28 protein-coding genes are annotated in these 17,425 nt (G+C 65.9%); 2 read left to right on the top strand and 26 right to left on the bottom strand.

Features of this window, described 5'->3' with window-relative positions:
• Positions 1-43: 43 nt before the first annotated feature.
• From OC490_RS46915 to rpsJ, 23 genes are all read right to left on the bottom strand, one after another.
• The gene (locus tag OC490_RS46915; protein ID WP_262064196.1) at positions 44-715 is read right to left on the bottom strand and encodes an adenylate kinase; all 672 of its coding nucleotides are present in this window, start codon (positions 713-715) and stop codon (positions 44-46) included.
• Positions 715-2,028 (bottom strand): preprotein translocase subunit SecY, encoded by a 1,314-nt coding sequence (secY, locus tag OC490_RS46920; RefSeq protein WP_262064197.1) that lies wholly within the window; start codon positions 2,026-2,028, stop codon positions 715-717. The genes OC490_RS46915 and secY overlap by 1 nt, the downstream gene beginning before the upstream one ends.
• 168 nt (positions 2,029-2,196) lie before the next feature.
• Entirely contained in the window at positions 2,197-2,652 is a 456-nt protein-coding gene (gene rplO / locus OC490_RS46925) for a 50S ribosomal protein L15 (protein ID WP_043676833.1), read from the bottom strand.
• A 2-nt stretch (positions 2,653-2,654) separates the two neighbouring features.
• Positions 2,655-2,837 (bottom strand): 50S ribosomal protein L30, encoded by a 183-nt coding sequence (rpmD, locus tag OC490_RS46930; RefSeq protein WP_006376032.1) that lies wholly within the window; start codon positions 2,835-2,837, stop codon positions 2,655-2,657.
• Entirely contained in the window at positions 2,837-3,442 is a 606-nt protein-coding gene (rpsE, locus tag OC490_RS46935; RefSeq protein WP_006376045.1) for a 30S ribosomal protein S5, read from the bottom strand. Before rpsE ends, rpmD begins: the two co-directional genes overlap by 1 nt.
• Before the next feature lie 37 nt (positions 3,443-3,479).
• Positions 3,480-3,863: a 50S ribosomal protein L18 gene (gene rplR, locus OC490_RS46940; RefSeq protein WP_019055526.1), complete on the bottom strand. Its 384-nt coding sequence runs from the start codon at positions 3,861-3,863 to the stop codon at positions 3,480-3,482.
• 3 nt (positions 3,864-3,866) lie between these two features.
• On the bottom strand, positions 3,867-4,406 hold the full coding sequence (gene rplF / locus OC490_RS46945) for a 50S ribosomal protein L6 (RefSeq protein ID WP_262064198.1): 540 nt from the start codon (positions 4,404-4,406) through the stop codon (positions 3,867-3,869).
• A gap of 22 nt (positions 4,407-4,428) precedes the next feature.
• Positions 4,429-4,827 (bottom strand): 30S ribosomal protein S8, encoded by a 399-nt coding sequence (gene rpsH, locus OC490_RS46950; protein WP_013001411.1) that lies wholly within the window; start codon positions 4,825-4,827, stop codon positions 4,429-4,431.
• Between the two features lie 213 nt (positions 4,828-5,040).
• Entirely contained in the window at positions 5,041-5,226 is a 186-nt protein-coding gene (locus OC490_RS46955) for a type Z 30S ribosomal protein S14 (protein WP_003948630.1), read from the bottom strand.
• A gap of 5 nt (positions 5,227-5,231) precedes the next feature.
• Positions 5,232-5,789, bottom strand: a complete 558-nt coding sequence (gene rplE / locus OC490_RS46960; RefSeq protein ID WP_019072280.1) for a 50S ribosomal protein L5 — start codon at positions 5,787-5,789, stop codon at positions 5,232-5,234.
• Positions 5,789-6,112 carry a 50S ribosomal protein L24 gene (gene rplX / locus OC490_RS46965; protein ID WP_019072281.1) on the bottom strand — a complete coding sequence of 108 codons (324 nt, stop codon included), beginning with the start codon at positions 6,110-6,112 and terminating at the stop codon, positions 5,789-5,791. The genes rplE and rplX overlap by 1 nt, the downstream gene beginning before the upstream one ends.
• Before the next feature lie 2 nt (positions 6,113-6,114).
• Positions 6,115-6,483, bottom strand: a complete 369-nt coding sequence (gene rplN / locus OC490_RS46970; protein WP_003998823.1) for a 50S ribosomal protein L14 — start codon at positions 6,481-6,483, stop codon at positions 6,115-6,117.
• 97 nt (positions 6,484-6,580) lie between these two features.
• Positions 6,581-6,868 carry a 30S ribosomal protein S17 gene (rpsQ, locus tag OC490_RS46975; RefSeq protein ID WP_019055521.1) on the bottom strand — a complete coding sequence of 96 codons (288 nt, stop codon included), beginning with the start codon at positions 6,866-6,868 and terminating at the stop codon, positions 6,581-6,583.
• On the bottom strand, positions 6,868-7,092 hold the full coding sequence (rpmC, locus tag OC490_RS46980) for a 50S ribosomal protein L29 (RefSeq protein ID WP_005481220.1): 225 nt from the start codon (positions 7,090-7,092) through the stop codon (positions 6,868-6,870). The genes rpsQ and rpmC overlap by 1 nt, the downstream gene beginning before the upstream one ends.
• On the bottom strand, positions 7,092-7,511 hold the full coding sequence (rplP, locus tag OC490_RS46985) for a 50S ribosomal protein L16 (RefSeq protein WP_010986348.1): 420 nt from the start codon (positions 7,509-7,511) through the stop codon (positions 7,092-7,094). Before rplP ends, rpmC begins: the two co-directional genes overlap by 1 nt.
• A gap of 5 nt (positions 7,512-7,516) precedes the next feature.
• Complete coding sequence (rpsC, locus tag OC490_RS46990) at positions 7,517-8,368, bottom strand: 30S ribosomal protein S3 (RefSeq protein ID WP_093627312.1); 852 nt, start codon at positions 8,366-8,368, stop codon at positions 7,517-7,519.
• Positions 8,368-8,715: a 50S ribosomal protein L22 gene (gene rplV, locus OC490_RS46995; RefSeq protein ID WP_006604878.1), complete on the bottom strand. Its 348-nt coding sequence runs from the start codon at positions 8,713-8,715 to the stop codon at positions 8,368-8,370. Before rplV ends, rpsC begins: the two co-directional genes overlap by 1 nt.
• A 40-nt stretch (positions 8,716-8,755) precedes the next feature.
• Complete coding sequence (gene rpsS / locus OC490_RS47000) at positions 8,756-9,037, bottom strand: 30S ribosomal protein S19 (protein WP_019055518.1); 282 nt, start codon at positions 9,035-9,037, stop codon at positions 8,756-8,758.
• 12 nt (positions 9,038-9,049) lie between these two features.
• Entirely contained in the window at positions 9,050-9,886 is an 837-nt protein-coding gene (rplB, locus tag OC490_RS47005; RefSeq protein ID WP_262064199.1) for a 50S ribosomal protein L2, read from the bottom strand.
• Between the two features lie 38 nt (positions 9,887-9,924).
• Positions 9,925-10,344: a 50S ribosomal protein L23 gene (gene rplW, locus OC490_RS47010; protein ID WP_019055516.1), complete on the bottom strand. Its 420-nt coding sequence runs from the start codon at positions 10,342-10,344 to the stop codon at positions 9,925-9,927.
• Positions 10,344-11,000 carry a 50S ribosomal protein L4 gene (gene rplD / locus OC490_RS47015; protein ID WP_019072286.1) on the bottom strand — a complete coding sequence of 219 codons (657 nt, stop codon included), beginning with the start codon at positions 10,998-11,000 and terminating at the stop codon, positions 10,344-10,346. Before rplD ends, rplW begins: the two co-directional genes overlap by 1 nt.
• A 5-nt stretch (positions 11,001-11,005) precedes the next feature.
• The gene (gene rplC, locus OC490_RS47020; RefSeq protein WP_262064200.1) at positions 11,006-11,650 is read right to left on the bottom strand and encodes a 50S ribosomal protein L3; all 645 of its coding nucleotides are present in this window, start codon (positions 11,648-11,650) and stop codon (positions 11,006-11,008) included.
• A gap of 17 nt (positions 11,651-11,667) precedes the next feature.
• A complete protein-coding gene (gene rpsJ / locus OC490_RS47025; RefSeq protein ID WP_003948644.1) occupies positions 11,668-11,976 on the bottom strand; it encodes a 30S ribosomal protein S10 in 309 nt (102 codons plus the stop codon).
• Positions 11,977-12,593: 617 nt separating this feature from the next.
• Between rpsJ and OC490_RS47030 the strand changes: the two genes are divergently transcribed.
• Positions 12,594-13,766, top strand: coding sequence for a right-handed parallel beta-helix repeat-containing protein (locus tag OC490_RS47030; protein ID WP_262064201.1), 1,173 nt, complete (start codon positions 12,594-12,596; stop codon positions 13,764-13,766).
• 49 nt (positions 13,767-13,815) lie between these two features.
• Here OC490_RS47030 and OC490_RS47035 read toward each other — a convergent pair whose 3' ends face one another.
• A complete protein-coding gene (locus tag OC490_RS47035; RefSeq protein ID WP_262064202.1) occupies positions 13,816-14,007 on the bottom strand; it encodes a DUF397 domain-containing protein in 192 nt (63 codons plus the stop codon).
• Positions 14,004-14,873: a helix-turn-helix domain-containing protein gene (locus OC490_RS47040; protein WP_262064203.1), complete on the bottom strand. Its 870-nt coding sequence runs from the start codon at positions 14,871-14,873 to the stop codon at positions 14,004-14,006. Before OC490_RS47040 ends, OC490_RS47035 begins: the two co-directional genes overlap by 4 nt.
• Before the next feature lie 140 nt (positions 14,874-15,013).
• Here OC490_RS47040 and OC490_RS47045 point away from each other — a divergent pair, with 140 nt between their 5' ends.
• A complete protein-coding gene (locus OC490_RS47045) occupies positions 15,014-15,505 on the top strand; it encodes an ATP-binding protein (protein ID WP_262064204.1) in 492 nt (163 codons plus the stop codon).
• Between the two features lie 125 nt (positions 15,506-15,630).
• On the opposite strand, the gene OC490_RS47050 is transcribed toward OC490_RS47045, so the two are convergent.
• A complete protein-coding gene (locus OC490_RS47050; protein WP_262064205.1) occupies positions 15,631-17,073 on the bottom strand; it encodes an NF041680 family putative transposase in 1,443 nt (480 codons plus the stop codon).
• Positions 17,074-17,425 lie beyond the last annotated feature (352 nt).

A 17,425-nucleotide genomic window follows, 5' to 3' on the forward strand; every position in this document is an offset into this window, starting at 1 on the left:
CCGCGACGCCCCTGGGGGCACCGCGGCCGGTTCTGCCGGGCGACTACTTGTCGTCGTTGCCCTCGTCGTCGCGCTTCAGCGCGTCCAGCGCCCGCTGCGTGATCTCCTCCACGGGACCGAGCGACGAGATCGTGACCACCAGGCCCTGGAGCTTGTAGTAGTCGATGATCGGCTCGGTCTGCGTGTGGTAGACCTCCAGCCGGGTGCGGACCGTGTCCTCGGAGTCGTCGTCGCGCTGGTACAGCTCGCCGCCGCAGGTGTCACAGACACCGTCCTGCTTGGGCGGGCTGTACGTCACGTGGAAGACGTGGCTGGAGTCCTTCCGGCAGATGCGGCGGCCGGCGATGCGCTTGACCACCTCTTCCTCGGAGACCTCCAGGTCCAGCACCGCGTCCAGCTTGATGCCCTCGGTCTTCAGCAGCTCGTCCAGCGCCTCGGCCTGCGACACATTGCGCGGGAAACCGTCCAGGAGGAAGCCGTTGACAGCGTCCGGCTGCTCCATGCGGTCCTTGGCCATCGCGATGGTGACCTCGTCCGGGACCAGGTTGCCCGCGTCCATGTAGGACTTCGCCAGTTTGCCGAGTTCCGTGGCCTGACTGATGTTGGCACGGAAGAGATCGCCGGTGGAGATGTGCGGGATGTGCAGCGTCTTGGCCAGTCGCACAGCCTGCGTTCCCTTACCGGCGCCCGGCGGCCCGACGAGGACGATTCGCATCAGCGGAGGAACCCTTCGTAATTGCGCTGCTGGAGCTGGCTCTCGATCTGCTTCACGGTCTCAAGACCGACACCCACGATGATGAGGATGCTGGTCCCGCCGAACGGGAAGTTGCCGCTTGCGTTGAAACCGACCAACGCCATCGTCGGTACGAGAGCGATCAGACCCAGATACAGCGAACCCGGCCAGGTGATCCGGTTGAGTACGTAACTCAGGTACTCAGCGGTGGGCCGGCCAGCCCGGATGCCCGGGATGAAGCCACCATACTTCTTCATGTTGTCCGCGACTTCCTCGGGGTTGAACGAGATCGCCACGTAGAAGAACGCGAAGAAAACGATCAGGAGGAAGTAGCTGACCAGGTAGATCGGGTGGTCACCCTTGGTCAGGTTCGTCGTCACCCAGGTCTTCCAGGCGGAGTTGCCACTGGAGAACTGCGCGACCAGAGCCGGGATGTAGAGCAGCGAGGACGCGAAGATGACGGGAATCACACCCGCCTGATTGACCTTCAGCGGGATGTAGGTCGACGTACCGCCGTAGGAACGGCGGCCGATCATGCGCTTCGCGTACTGCACGGGAATGCGGCGCTGGGCCTGTTCGACGAAGACCACCAGGCCGACCATCACCAGGCCGACGAGGATGACGGTGCCGAACTCGATCCAGCCGCCGGCCAGCGTGCCCTGCTTCTTGATGGCCCACAGCGCGGACGGGAAGGTGGCCGCGATCGAGATGAACATCAGGATCGACATGCCGTTGCCGATGCCGCGGTCGGTGATGAGCTCGCCGAGCCACATCACGACGCCGGTACCGGCGGTCATGGTGACGACCATGGTGATGGTCGTGAAGATGGCACGGTCCGGGACGATGCTCGTCGCGACCGTGCAGCCGGAGAAGAGGGCGCCACTGCGGGCGGTGGCCACCAGGCCGGTGCCCTGCAGGATGGCGAGCGCCACGGTCAGATAGCGCGTGTACTGCGTGATCTTCGCCGTACCGGCCTGGCCCTCCTTCTTGAGGGCCTCCAGACGCGGGATCACCACGGTCAGCAGCTGCAGAATGATGCTTGCCGTGATGTACGGCATGATGCCGAGCGCGAAGACCGTGATCTGCAGCAGCGCACCGCCGGAGAACATGTTGACCAGACCGAAGAGACCCTGGTTGCCGGAGGCCTCGGTCACACACTGCTGTACGGCCGTGTAGTTGACGCCGGGGATCGGAACGTGGGTACCGACCCGGTAGACCACGATGATGCCGAGCGTGAAGAGCAGCTTCTTGCGCAGGTCGGGCGTCCTGAACGCCCGGGCGAACGCGGTGAGCACGGTGCCTCCTGCGACCCCCGCGCGCGTGCGTCAAGGGTGACGGTCTTGAGGTTCGACGAATAAGAACAGTGCAGGCCACCTTACCGGCGACTCTGCCCCCGTGGAACGACCAACCGGGGATACCCCGTTATGGGGTATCCCCGGTCGGGATCGCTTATGTCATCGCGCTCAGACGAGCTCGGTGACGGTACCGCCGGCGGCGGTGATCTTCTCCTTGGCGGAACCGGAGACGGCGTCCACCGTCACCTGCAGCGCCACGGAGATCTCGCCCTGGCCGAGGACCTTGACGAGGCTGTTCTTGCGCACCGCACCGTTGGCGACGAGACCCTCTACGGTGACCTCGCCACCCTCCGGGTACAGGGACGCCAGCTTGTCGAGGTTCACGACCTGGTACTCGGTCTTGAACGGGTTGCGGAAGCCCTTGAGCTTCGGAAGACGCATGTGGAGGGGCATCTGGCCACCCTCGAAGCGCTCCGGAACCTGGTAACGGGCCTTCGTACCCTTGGTTCCACGACCGGCCGTCTTACCCTTCGACGCCTCACCACGACCCACACGGGTCTTGGCGGTCTTGGCGCCCGGGGCGGGACGGAGGTTGTGGATCTTGAGCGGGTTGTTCTCCGCCATGATCAGTCGACCTCCTCAACCGTCACGAGGTGGCGGACGGTGTGCACCATTCCGCGGAACTCGGGGCGGTCCTCCTTGACGACCACGGTGTTGATCCCCTTGAGACCAAGGGACCGCAGTGTGTCACGGTGGTTCTGCTTGCTGCCGATGTACGACTTCGTCTGCGTGACCTTGAGGCGAGCCATTACGCACCCGCCCCGGCACGTGCACGAAGGAGAGCCGCGGGGGCGACGTCCTCGAGGGGCAGACCACGGCGGGCCGCGATCTCCTCGGGACGCTGCAGGCCCTTGAGGGCCGCCACGGTCGCGTGCACGATGTTGATCGCGTTGGACGAGCCGAGCGACTTCGACAGGATGTCGTGAACGCCGGCGCACTCCAGGACAGCACGCACCGGGCCACCGGCGATAACGCCGGTACCGGGGGAAGCAGGCTTGAGCAGGACGACGCCCGCGGCCTTCTCGCCCGTGATCGGGTGCGGGATGGTGCCCTGGATACGGGGGACCTTGAAGAAGTGCTTCTTGGCCTCTTCAACACCCTTGGCGATCGCGGCCGGCACCTCCTTGGCCTTGCCGTAACCGACACCGACGGTGCCGTCACCGTCGCCCACCACGACGAGCGCGGTGAAGCTGAAGCGACGACCACCCTTGACAACCTTGGCGACGCGGTTGATCGCGACTACGCGCTCAACGTACGCGGTCTTCTCGGCGGCAGCAGCGCCGCCGTCACGGCCCTTCCGGTCCCGCCGCTCGCCACCACCGGCACCGCTTCCACGGCGCTGGGGTCCAGCCATTGGATTACCTCTCTCTTTCCGCTAGCTACGGAAGCGACTAGAACTTCAGTCCGGCTTCGCGGGCGGCGTCCGCCAGGGCGGCGATGCGCCCCGCGTACTGATTGCCGCCACGGTCGAATACGACAGCCTCGACACCGGCGGCCTTGGCGCGCTCGGCGACCAGGGCGCCGACCGACTTGGCCTGCGCGGACTTGTCGCTCTCGCCGCCGCGGATCGAGGTGTCCAGGGTCGACGCCGACGCCAGGGTGTGACCCTTGATGTCGTCGATGACCTGGGCCACGATGTGGCGGTTGGAGCGGGTCACGACCAGGCGCGGACGCTCAGCCGTACCGGAAATGTGCTTCCGGATGCGGATGTGACGACGCTTGATGGCAGCACGCTTGTAAGCGTCGCCCTTAGCGATCTTCGTACCGTATGCCATGGCTTACTTACCCGCCTTTCCGACCTTGCGCCGGATGACTTCGCCCTCGTACTTGACGCCCTTGGCCTTGTACGGGTCGGGCTTGCGCAGCTTGCGGATGTTGGCCGCAACCTCGCCGACCTTCTGCTTGTCGATGCCCTCGACCGAGAAGTGGGTCGGGTTCTCGACCTTGAACGAGATGCCCTCGGGCGCCTCGACCGTGATCGAGTGGCTGTAGCCGAGCGCGAACTCAAGGGTGGATCCCTTGGCCGCGACGCGGTAACCGACACCACTGATTTCGAGCTTCTTCACGTAACCCTCGGTCACGCCGGTGATCATGTTCGCCACCAGCGTGCGGGACAGGCCGTGCAGGGCCTTGTTCTGACGCTCGTCGTTGGGGCGGGTGACGTTGAGAACGCCGTCCTCACCCTTGGCGATGTCGATCGGCGAAGCGACGGTGTGGGTCAGGGTGCCCTTGGGGCCCTTGACCGAGACCGTACGGCCGTCGATGGTGACGTCCACGCCGGCGGGAACCGTGATGGGGAGCTTGCCAATACGCGACATAGCTTCTTCCGATTCCTTTCCGCTACCAGACGTAGGCGAGAACTTCTCCGCCTACGCCCTTCTTGCCGGCCTGCTTGTCGGTGAGGAGACCGTGCGACGTGGAGATGATCGCCACGCCGAGGCCACCGAGCACCTTGGGCAGGGAGGTGGACTTCGCGTAAACCCGGAGACCGGGCTTGGAGATCCGCTTGATGCCCGCGATGGAGCGCTCACGGTTCGGGCCGAACTTCAGCTCGAGGACGAGGTTCTTGCCGACCTCGGCGTCCTCGACCTTCCAGCCCGTGATGAAGCCCTCCTGCTGGAGGATCTCCGCGATGTGAGACTTGATCTTGGACGCCGGCATCGTCACGGAGTCGTGGTATGCCGAGTTCGCGTTCCGCAGACGCGTAAGCATGTCTGCGATCGGATCAGTCATGGTCATGAATTGGCCTTCGGCCTCTCTCGCCGGGGTTTCCAGGTGCCCATCCCTCTCCTCGATCCGAGACGAGGCGGGTGCGGTGCGGTGGACCTACGGCGTAGTAAGTCGTATGGGCGGCAATCAGGCGCCCAACCCTCCTAGCCTAAGCCATGGAGGGGTGGGCACCTGACCGTGCCCTCTGCTTACCGAGAGCTTCGGGAGTCCGGAAGTACCGGACTACCAGGAGCTCTTGGTCACGCCCGGCAGCTCGCCACGGTGAGCCATCTCACGAAGGCACACGCGGCAGAGGCCGAACTTGCGGTACACGGAGTGCGGGCGGCCGCAGCGCTGGCAGCGGGTGTAGCCACGCACACCGAACTTGGGCTTACGAGCAGCCTTGGCAATCAGAGCCTTCTTCGCCATCTCGCTTACGCCTCCTTGAAGGGGAAGCCGAGGTGACGGAGAAGGGCACGGCCTTCGGCGTCGTTGGTCGCCGTGGTCACCACGGTGATGTCCATACCCCGGACGCGGTCGATCTTGTCCTGGTCGATCTCGTGGAACATGACCTGCTCGGTGAGACCGAAGGTGTAGTTGCCACGACCGTCGAACTGCTTGGGAGACAGACCGCGGAAGTCGCGGATGCGCGGCAGCGCGAGCGACAGGGTGCGGTCCAGGAACTCCCACATGCGGTCGCCACGGAGCGTGACGTGGGCACCGATCGGCTGACCCTCACGCAGCTTGAACTGCGCGATGGACTTGCGGGCCTTGGTGATGGCCGGCTTCTGACCGGTGATCGTGGTCAGGTCACGGACGGCACCGTCCATGAGCTTGGAGTCACGGGCGGCGTCGCCGACACCCATGTTCACCACGATCTTGACGAGGCCGGGGATCTGCATGACGTTCTCGTAGGAGAACTCCTCACGCAGCTTGCCCGCGATCTCCTCGCGGTACTTCGTCTTGAGACGCGGAGTGGTGGTGGTAGTCATCAGATGTCCTCACCCGTCCGCTTGGCAACGCGAACCTTGTTGCCCTCGTCGTCGAAGCGGTAGCCGACACGCGTGACGACCTTGTTGCCGTCCTTCTCAACGACCAGCTGGACGTTGGAGACGTGGATCGGCGCCTCGGTCGTGACGATGCCACCGGCCTGCGAACCCTTGGCGGTGGGGCCGGCCTTGGTGTGCTTCTTGACCCGGTTCACACCCTCGACCAGGACGCGCTCGTCGCGCGGGTAAGCGGCAATGACCTTGCCCTGCTTGCCCTTGTCCTTGCCGGTGATGACCTGAACCGTGTCACCCTTCTTGATCTTCATGCTTACAGCACCTCCGGAGCCAGCGAGATGATCTTCATGAACTTCTTCTCGCGCAGCTCGCGCCCGACCGGGCCGAAGATGCGGGTGCCACGAGGGTCGCCGTCGTTCTTCAGAATGACGGCGGCGTTCTCGTCGAAGCGGATGTACGAGCCGTCCGGACGACGGCGCTCCTTCACGGTGCGAACGATGACGGCCTTGACGACGTCACCCTTCTTCACGTTGCCACCGGGGATCGCGTCCTTGACGGTGGCGACGATGACGTCACCGATGCCCGCGTAGCGGCGACCGGAGCCACCGAGCACACGGATGCAAAGGATTTCCTTCGCACCAGTGTTGTCGGCGACGCGCAGTCGCGACTCCTGCTGGATCACGTCTATCTCCTGATCGTCTGCCGGTTCCCCAACAGGGCTGAGTAATCAGCCCTGTTGGAGCCTGGCGGAACTGACCTGCGGGTTTGCCCGCAGGAAGTTACTTGGCCTTTTCGAGGATCTCGACGATGCGCCAGCGCTTCGTCGAGGACAGCGGACGCGTCTCCATGAGGAGGACGCGGTCGCCGACGCCTGCGGCGTTCTGCTCGTCGTGGGCCTTGAGCTTGTTCGTACGGCGGATGACCTTGCCGTACAGCGCGTGCTTCACGCGGTCCTCGACGGCGACGACGACGGTCTTGTCCATCTTGTCGCTGACGACGAGACCCTCACGGGTCTTGCGGAAGCCGCGGGAAGCGGTCTGCTCTTCAGTCACGTTGCTCTCGCTCATCAGGCGCTCTCCACCGTCTCGATGCCCAGCTCGCGCTCACGCATCAGGGTGTAGATCCGCGCGATGTCCTTCCGGACGGCCTTGAGCCGACCGTGGTTCTCGAGCTGACCGGTCGCCGCCTGGAAGCGGAGGTTGAACAGCTCTTCCTTGGCTTCGCGGAGCTTGTTGAGAAGCTCCTCGTCACCCAGTTCGCGCAGCTCGGACGCCTTGGTACCGGCCGACATCACGCTTCACCTGCCTCGCGCTTGACGATCCGGCACTTCATCGGCAGCTTGTGGGCTGCGCGAGTGAGGGCCTCACGGGCGATCTTCTCGTTGGGGTAGGACAGCTCGAACATGACCCGGCCCGGGTGCACGTTCGCGATCCACCACTCGGGAGAACCCTTACCGGAACCCATGCGGGTCTCGGCGGGCTTCTTCGTGAGCGGGCGGTCCGGGTAGATGTTGATCCAGACCTTGCCGCCACGCTTGATGTGGCGGGTCATCGCGATACGCGCGGCCTCGATCTGACGGTTCGTCACGTACGCCGGCGTGAGGGCCTGAATGCCGTACTCGCCGAACGAAACCTGCGTACCGCCCTTGGCCTGACCACGACGCTTGGGGTGGTGCTGCTTGCGGTGCTTGACCCTACGGGGGATCAGCATTTCGGTCAGGCCTCCGTTCCGGTGCTCTCAGCCGGAGCGGCAGCGGCGGCGGGAGCGTCGGCCTTGGGGGCCTCGGCAGCCGGCGCGGACTGCTGCTGCGGCTTGCGGCCGCGGCCGCCACGCTCGCCACCGCGGCCACCGCCACGGGCCGGGCGGTCGCCGCCCGGGCCGCCACCGCGAGCCGGGCGGTTACCCGCACGGGCAGCGGCGTTCTCGGCGCGGACCTCGGCGATGTTCTTGACGTCGCCCTTGTAGATCCAGACCTTCACACCGATACGGCCGAAGGTCGTCTTGGCCTCGAAGAAGCCGTAGTCGACGTTCGCGCGGAGCGTGTGCAGGGGCACACGGCCCTCGCGGTAGAACTCCGAGCGGGACATCTCGGCGCCGCCGAGGCGGCCACCGCACTGGATCTTGATGCCCTTGGCGCCGGCCTTCATCGCCGACTGCATGCTCTTGCGCATGGCACGGCGGAAGGAGACGCGGGAGGACAGCTGCTCGGCGACGGCCTGAGCCACCAGCTGAGCGTCCGTCTCCGGGTTCTTGACCTCGAGGATGTTGAGCTGGACCTGCTTGCCGGTCAGCTTCTCCAGGTCGCCGCGGATGCGGTCGGCCTCGGCGCCACGGCGGCCGATGACGATGCCCGGGCGAGCGGTGTGGATGTCCACACGCACGCGGTCACGGGTGCGCTCGATCTCAACCTTCGAGATGCCGGCGCGCTCCATGCCGGACGTCATCATCCGACGGATGGCGACGTCTTCCTTGACGTAGTCCTTGTACAGCTTGTCGGCGTACCACCGGGACTTGAAGTCCGTGGTGATGCCGAGCCGGAACCCGTGCGGGTTAACCTTCTGGCCCATTACCGGGTTCCTTCCTTGCTGCTGACGACCACGGTGATGTGGCTGGTCCGCTTGCGGATCCGGTAGGCGCGGCCCTGGGCACGCGGCCGGAACCGCTTCAGGGTCGGACCCTCGTCGACGTACGCCTCGGAAATGACGAGGCTGCCGGCGTCGGTGTGGTCGTAGTTGTGTGCGGCGTTGGCAATGGCGCTGTCAAGCACCTTGCCGACCGGCACGCTCGCGGCCTGCGGGGCGAAACGCAGGACCGCCTGAGCCTCCGTGGCGTCCATGCCACGGATGAGGTCCACCACGCGGCGGGCCTTCATGGGCGTGACGCGGATGTACCGCGCCTGGGCCCTGGCTTCCATGGTTGTCCCTTCAGTGTTTGTCATGGTCAGTCACCCCGCGCTAGCGGCGCTTCGACTTCCGGTCGTCCTTGACGTGACCCCGGAAGGTGCGCGTCGGCGAGAACTCGCCGAGCTTGTGGCCGACCATCGACTCGGTGACAAACACCGGGATGTGGGTCTTGCCGTTGTGCACCGCGATCGTGTGGCCGAGCATGGCCGGGACGATCATCGAGCGGCGGGACCAGGTCTTGATGACGTTCTTGGAACCGGCTTCGTTCTGGACATCCACCTTCTTGATGAGGTGTCCGTCGACGAAGGGTCCCTTCTTGAGACTGCGCGGCATCTAAACCCGCTCCTAGCGCTTCTTGTTCGTCTTGCGGCGGCGGACGATGTACTTGTTCGAAGCCTTCTTCGGCGAACGAGTACGACCCTCCTTCTGACCCCACGGGCTGACCGGGTGGCGACCACCGGAGGTCTTGCCCTCACCACCACCGTGCGGGTGGTCGACCGGGTTCATCGCGACACCACGGACGGACGGGCGAACGCCGAGCCAGCGCTTGCGGCCGGCCTTGCCCCAGTTGATGTTGCTCTGCTCGGCGTTGCCGACCTCGCCGACCGTGGCGCGGCAGCGCTGGTCGACCAGGCGGATCTCACCGGAGGGCATACGAAGGTGGGCCATCGTGCCCTCCTTCGCGAGCAGCTGCACGGAGGCACCGGCGGAGCGGGCGAACTTGGCGCCGCCACCGGGACGGAGCTCGATCGCGTGGATCGTGGTACCGACCGGGATGTTGCGGAGCGCCAGGTTGTTGCCCGGCTTGATGTCGGCCCCGGGACCGTTCTCCACACGGTCGCCCTGCTGCAGGTTGCGCGGGGCGAGGATGTAGCGCTTCTCGCCGTCCGCGTAGTGCAGCAGCGCGATGCGCGCGGTGCGGTTGGGGTCGTACTCGATGTGCGCAACCTTCGCCGGCACGCCGTCCTTGTCATGGCGACGGAAGTCGATGACGCGGTAGGCGCGCTTGTGTCCGCCACCCTGGTGGCGAACGGTCACACGACCGGAATTGTTACGGCCGCCCTTGCTGTGCAGCGGGCGGACCAGCGACTTCTCCGGCGTGGACCGCGTGACCTCGACGAAGTCGGCGACGCTGGAGCCACGGCGGCCCGGCGTAGTCGGCTTGTACTTGCGGATTCCCATTTCTCAGTCCTCGTCCGATATCGGACGATCCGACCCGCTTACGCGGCCGGACCGCCGAAGATGTCGATACGGTCGCCCTCAGCGAGGGTCACGATCGCGCGCTTGCTGCCCGCGCGCTGACCGAAACCGGTCTTGGTGCGCTTGCGCTTGCCCTGACGGTTGATCGTGTTGACCCCGGTGACCTTGACCTCGAAGACCGCCTGGACGGCCTGCTTGATCTGGGTCTTGTTGGCGCCCGGGGCGACGATGAAGGTGTACTTGCCCTCGTCGAGGAGCGCGTAGCTCTTCTCCGAGACGACCGGCTTCAGCAGCACGTCACGGGGGTCCGTGAACGACTTGCTGATCGGCGTCTCGACGGTGTTCTTGCCCTCGGTCTCGTGGCGCTTCGCCTTGGCGATGCGTGCGACCTTCTTGGCCTTGGCGGCCTTGGAGGCAATGCTCGGGTGACGCGTAGCCATCAGGCTTCGCTCCCTTCGGTGTCAGCGGCCTGGGGGCCAGACACGAAGGACTCGAAAGCGGCCTGGGTGAAGACCACGTCGTCCGAGACGAGAACGTCGTACGTGTTCAGCTGGCCCGGCTCCAGGATGTGGACCTGGGGCAGGTTGCGCGCGGAAAGCAGCGCGGCCTCGTCGGAGCGCTCGATGACCAGGAGCACGTTCTTGCGCTCGCTGACCTTGCCGAGGAAGCTCCTGGCGGCCTTGGTGGAGGGGGTCTCGCCCTCGATCACGCCGGTGATGACGTGGATGCGAGCGTTGCGGGCCCGGTCGGTGAGGGCGTGGCGCAGGGCCGCGGCCTTCATCTTCTTCGGGGTCCGCTGCGAGTAGTCACGCGGCGTGGGGCCGTGGACGACGCCACCGCCGGCGAACTGCGGGGCGCGGGTCGAACCCTGACGGGCGCGGCCGGTGCCCTTCTGGCGGTACGGCTTCTTACCGCCACCGCGGACCTCGCCACGACGCTTGACCTTGTGCGTGCCCTGACGGGCGGCGGCCAGCTGTGCGACGACGACCTGGTGAAGCAGCGGGATGCTGATCTTCTCTACGTCGAAGATCTCGGCCGGGAGCTCAACGGTCCCGGCGGTGTCGCCGGAGGGCGACAGAATGTCAATGGTGCTCATAGTCCTCAGGCCCCCTTGGCCGCGGTACGGACCAGGACGAGGCCGCCGTTCGGACCCGGGATGGCTCCCTTGATGAGGAGCAGTCCCTTCTCCGCGTCAACAGCGTGAACGGTCAGGTTCTGGGTGGTGACCCGCTCGTTGCCCATGCGGCCCGCCATGCGGACGCCCTTGAACACACGGCCCGGGGTGGCACAGCCACCGATGGAGCCGGGAGAGCGGTGCTTGCGCTGGACACCGTGGCCGGCGCCGAGGCCACGGAAGTTGTGGCGCTTCATGACACCGGCGAAGCCCTTGCCCTTGCTCTTGCCGGTCACGTCGACCTTGACGCCGGCCTCGAACACCTCAGCGGTGATCTCCTGGCCGAGCGTGTACTCGGAGGCGTCCGCGGTGCGGATCTCGACGAGGTGGCGACGCGGCGTGACATCGGCCTTGGCGAAGTGACCCTTGAGGGGCTTGTTCACCTTGCGCGGGTCAATCTCGCCGAAGGCGATCTGGACCGACTCGTAGCCGTCGGAGTCATTCGTACGGACCTGGGTCACGACGTTGGGTCCGGCCTTGACAACAGTCACGGGAACAACACGGTTGTTCTCGTCCCAAACCTGCGTCATGCCGAGCTTCTCGCCCAGGATGCCCTTGATCTGCTTAGCCATCTTCAGCTCACCGACCCCTAGAGCTTGATCTCGATGTCGACACCGGCCGGGAGGTCGAGTCGCATCAGAGAGTCAACGGTCTTGGGGGTGGGGTCGAGGATGTCGATCAGGCGCTTGTGCGTGCGCATCTCGAAGTGCTCGCGCGAGTCCTTGTACTTGTGCGGCGACTTGATGACGCAGTACACGTTCTTCTCAGTGGGCAGCGGCACCGGGCCCGCGACCGACGCACCAGTGCGCGTCACCGTCTCGACGATCTTCTTCGCCGAGGAGTCGATGACCTCGTGGTCGTAGGCCTTGAGCCGGATGCGGATCTTCTGTCCCGCCATGGCTACTCAGTAGTCCTGTCTCTAGTAACGCTCTGCACCCCGGTTGAGCCCTTCTGCTCTCATCTCTTCGATTCCTCCGACCCACGCGGTCGGGTGTGTCGCGCTCTCACCGACACAGAAGTCCCATATACGGAACTTCCCAGCTGGGAAAGCACGGCCCTTCCGGAACCGCAAGCCGAGGGCGAAGAAGCCCACCGGGTGCCTGGCCGGCGCCGCACTGACACTTCCCGAAAGATTCCCGTACGTCCGCCCCAGCGCTGCCGTAAGGCAGTTGGGGACGACGAGTACCGTGGGACTCGCTTCCGGTCCTCCCGACGGGAGGCGCGCAGCATCAACACTCGACCGAGCAACTCGGACAGTCTGCCATATGGGGCAGGGGGCTGGCCAATCGGGGCGTAGAGATTACCCCTGGAGTGACGCAGGTCAAACACATGCCCCCAGCGCGCGTCTCACCCAGCCTCCATCGGCGTTCACCCCTGTGAATAAGAATCAAGCACACGTCCATTGACGCGTCTGCAGCAAGCGCTTACGGTCCCTGACGAGAACGCGGGAAAGCGCTTTCCCTTGCACGGAACCCCTGCAACCCCTGGTCATGGGACGACCCTGGAGGCAGAACGATGCAAGCGAGACCAGTCATGGCGTGTGTCGGCCTGGTGGCCGGCACGCTCGTAGCACTCTCCGGCACCCCGGCGCAGGCCGCGAGCGCCACCCAGTACGTGTCACCGACCGGCACCGCGAGCGCGGCCGGCACCCTCTCCGCCCCCACCACCCTCGCCACGGCGATCAGCCGCATCGCGTCCGGCGGCACGATCTATGTGCGCGGCGGGACGTACAACTACTCGTCGACCGTCACCGTCCCCGTGGGCAGCGACGGCACGTCGAGCGCTCGGACCACCCTGACCGCCTACTCCGGCGAGACCCCGGTCCTCAACTTCTCGGCGCAGAGCGAGAGTTCGTCGAACCGCGGGCTGCAGCTGTACGCCAACTACTGGCATGTCTACGGCCTCACGGTGTCGCACGCAGGAGACAACGGGATCTACATCGGAGGCAGCAACAACGTCATCGAGCGCACGGTGACGTCGTACAACCGCGACACGGGCCTGCAGCTGGGCCGCATCTCCTCCAGCACGCCGAGTTCGTCCTGGCCCTCGAACAACCTGATCGTGAGCTCGGAGTCGCACGACAACGAGGACTCCGGCGGCGAGAACGCCGACGGCTTCGCCTCGAAGCTCACCACCGGCACCGGGAACGTCTTCCGCTACGACGTCTCCCACAACAACATCGACGACGGCTGGGACCTCTACACCAAGACCGACACCGGCGCCATCGGCCCGGTGACCATCGAGTACTCCCTCTCCTACGGCAACGGCACCCTCACTGACGGCACCCAGAACGCGAACGGCGACCGCAACGGCTACAAGCTCGGCGGCGACGACATCGCCGTCAACCACGTCGTCCGGCACGACATCGCCTACGGCAACGGCCATCACGGGTTCACCTACAACAGCAACCCCGGCACGATGACGATCTCGAACAACGTCGGCATCGACAACGCGGAGCGCAACTTCTCGTTCGACACGGGGACTTCGGTGTTCCGTACGAACACGTCGTGCCGGTTCTCCGTCAGCGGCTCGAACGACAAGACGGTGGGGGACGCGGACAGTTCGAACCAGTTCTGGACGGGGACGAACGGGGCGCGGTGCTCGTCCTACTCCGGAAGCCTGGGCTGGTCCTTCGCCTCGGGCGGCAGCCTCGCGGTGACGTTCGGAGGCAAGGTGGTGAACCCGTAAGGGACGGCTCCCTCTGACCGACTGCCTGCCTGGACCGGCCGACTTGGTGCTACTCGGCGGCGTACGCCACGAAGTCGGTCCAGGCGGTGGGGGCGAGGGTGAGGCGGGGGCCCTGGGTGTTCTTGGAGTCGCGGACGTGGATGGTGTGGGGGGTGGTGGCTATCTCGACGCAGTCGTTGCCGTTGCTGCTGTCGCTGTAGCTGCTCTTGAACCACAGCAACTCAGAAGCCTTGCGGATCATGTTTCTCCCAGCACTTGCTCGATAAAGGCCAGCGACTCCTCTGGCGTGAGAGCCTGGGCCCGGATGATGCCATACCGCAGTTCAAGGACCCGTAGCTGCCTAGGGTTGTCGACCGGTCGGCCCCCGAAATCGTCGTCCATACGCCCTGCCCCCGAACCGTCGGCGAACTTCAGCACCTGGATCCGCCCGCCCGTTCCAGGGTGGCTCGCGCGGGCCGTTGGCATCACTTGGAGTTCCACGTAAGGCAACTGAGCCACCTCCAGCATGTGCTCAAGCTGTCGGCGCAGCACCATTGTGCCTCCGACCGGGCGGCGCAGCGTCACCTCTTCTTGCACGAAGCTCAGTTCAGGCGCGGGCTCGCGCTCGAAGATGGACTTGCGCGCCATACGTCCTGCCAGCATGCGTTCCAGTTCGCCTTGCGAGTACGCCGGCCGCCACGTCCCCAGCAGCGCCCGCGCGTACTCCGGTGTCTGCAACAACCCATGAATGTTGTGGTTGCTGTACAGCTGAAGCTCGACCGCCATGTCCTCCTTCTTCTTCAGATCCCGCACCTTCTTCGGGTACTGGGCCTTCTCCACATCCTCACTGAACGCCCGCAGATGCCCGCCCGCGTTCAGGACGTCGTCGGCACGGTCCAGGAACTCCACCCGGGGAATCCGCGCCCCGCGCTCGATCTTGCGGATCATGTCCTCGCCGTATCCCATGACTTGGGCGAAGTCGGCCACCGTCATCCGGGCTCGCTCCCGGCAGAACTTGATGAACCGGCCCACGGCCTCCACCAACGGCGCGCTCTCATCGCCGGGTTCGAGGTCCCAGCCGGCCTCATCCACGCCTTCGTTCTCGTTGCTCACGCTGTCGTCACTCATCGCCACCCACCTCCAACGCGCACCAGTACCCGTAGGTCGTCCGAGACAGCCGAGACAACGCGAGACAACGACGGGACAGCGCGGATACGTACAGGCGTCATCGCACGTCAAGGCAAGCACGGTCGGCCACGCTGAGTGACATGAATCAAGAAACCGTCGAGCCCGAGGCCCAACTCCCCAACGCTGCCCGCAACTTCAGCGCACTCCTGCCATCCACACCCCGCGGAGCCCGCCAGGCCCGCCTGCTGGCGGTACGGCAACTCCGCGACTGGGAACTCCCATTGGACCCGGCGGAGCATGTCGTGGCCGAGCTGGCGGCCAACGCGGCCACGCACGGCCGCGTACCGGGCCGGGACTTCAGACTGACGCTCTACGTCGTCGGCGGCACCCTGCGCATCGAGGTCACCGACACCTGCGGCGACCGTCCGCCCCGCCCCCAACACCCTGCCGCAGACGCCGAGTCCGGCAGGGGACTCCTCATCGTCGAGGCGCTCGCCGACCGCTGGGGCGTCACCCGGGAACCGCTCCCGCGCAAGACGATCTGGGCGGAACTGGACCTCGTACCGGCACCGGAGCACGGATCCTCGTGCTCCGGTGCGAGGGGCGCTCTTTCCCAAGAACCACGACGGTGAAAGAACCCCCACCAAACCCCACCCCACCCTCCCGGCCGCCGAGTCAGCCACTCACCCATGTGGGTGAACATCGCCAACTGGCCTGGATTCCGGACGGGTTGCGTGATCTACGCTCAGCTTGATCTTTAAGTCTTCAACCGAACGTGCTCTCCGAAGGTGTCGGCCCGTTTCACGGTTTTGCCGACGTCGTGCCTGGTCGCGGGCTGTCTGTTCTTGGAGCCGAGGGGGCGGCCGGGGCCGGGGTGGGAGGGTTTCGGGGCACGGGCCGGGCATGCCAAGTGCGGGCGGAGGTTCCGAAACCCTCGCCGAACTCGGGCCGGGGTGAGACGGCCGGGCTCGGCAGGCCTCTCCCAGGGACGCCGGAGGTCCGCAGCGGCAGCGCGGAGGAGCCGGAGTTGGGTGTGGGCGGCGATGACGAGCCAGGTCCAGCGGTCTGCGGCATCGGGGCTGCGGAGCTGGGGGCGGGTCCAGCCGAGCGTCGTCTTGATCATGCGGAAGGTGTGCTCGAGATCGAAGCGGCGCAAGAACGCCTGCCACCGGATGTCGACATCCGTGCAGGTCAGCCCCGTCCTGGAGGACCACAGCCAGACCGGAACAGGGGTGGTGTCACCAGGCAGGTGGTCGACTTCGAGCCGGATCAACGTGCCGTTGAGTACCGGGAGTTCGCCGTTGTGGTCGATCCACGCGGACAGGTGTCGCAACCGTGGATGGATATGATCCCAGGCCATGGTCCGGGCCAGTCCGTAGCGTTCGGTGGCCTGCACCGTGGCAGCGTCCGGCTCGCCCCAGGTCTCCGGCTTGGCCAGGCGGAACTCCGGACCGTGTTTGGGGATTCTCCCGCCCTGCGGCAACGCGGTCGCCCGTGTCGCGGGACGACGCATCACGCGGTCCGAGCGCAGTCGTGCCAGTACTTCCACAGGCAGGTCGTCAAGGAGGTAAGCCAGGCGCGGGGCGTCGTAGCCGGCATCGCAGACGATCAGGATGTCCGCATCGCCCTCACGCCACCGCTCCTGCGAGATCAAGTGCTCCACGACCCTGCGCAGTTGGACGGCGGTGACCTCGGCCACGGCGTCGGCGGGGCCGAGCCGGACGGCGTCCAGGAGCTGGCACCACGAGGTCCGGCCGCTCTCCAGCGCGGCGACGAAGGAGTACGGCCACCCCGGAACGAGCTGGTCCGAAGCGCGGCCGCTGCGGCCGTAGACGTGGCAGAACAGACGCTCCGGGCTGCAGGGTGCGTCCGGGCGCAGCCAGTTGGTCACGTCGACCGCCAGCACGAGACGTCCGTGCGCGGCTGTGGGCTGCGGCAGCGCGGCCAGCAGTCGGCCGAGCCGGGCAGTGTCGATCCGGCCGCGGTTCAGCGCGTCGTACATGGCGCCGTGCCCACGCCGGTGCTCGGCGGTCAGGGTCAGATCGACCGGTGTGGTGACCGGCCCCTCTACGCACAGCAGCGCGTCGGTGAGCTCGAAGAGCGCGTCGCCCCGCGCAGTCAGACATGCATGGAAGATGTCCCTGAAGTGTGACGCCCAGGCGAATGCGTCCCGCCGGGCATCAAGTTGCAGCACACTCATGTCCACGGCCTTCGTGCTGGTCCCGTGTGTTTCCTGATCCGGAACACAGGATCAGGCGAAGGCCGCCCTGACATGCGGGAATTACCCGGCCGAGCGAACGCGTACGAAAAGCGTTCGACAGTAACAACTTAAAGATCAAGCTCAGCGCAACACAACCGCAGACAGACAGCACACATACGACGGCCCTCGCCGGGACGGCAATCCCATGGCGAGGGCCTGACCACCTAGGAAGAAAGCCCCTTCCCGATGGATACACGCGACATTACCGCGCCCCCGCGCGCCCAGTCCCGGCACACTGCCGACAAACACCCGAACCAGCGGCACCGGGCAGCACCCGGAGTCGGTCTCACAC

The organism is Streptomyces sp. STR69 (assembly GCF_024519455.1).
Lineage (GTDB): Bacteria > Actinomycetota > Actinomycetes > Streptomycetales > Streptomycetaceae > Streptomyces.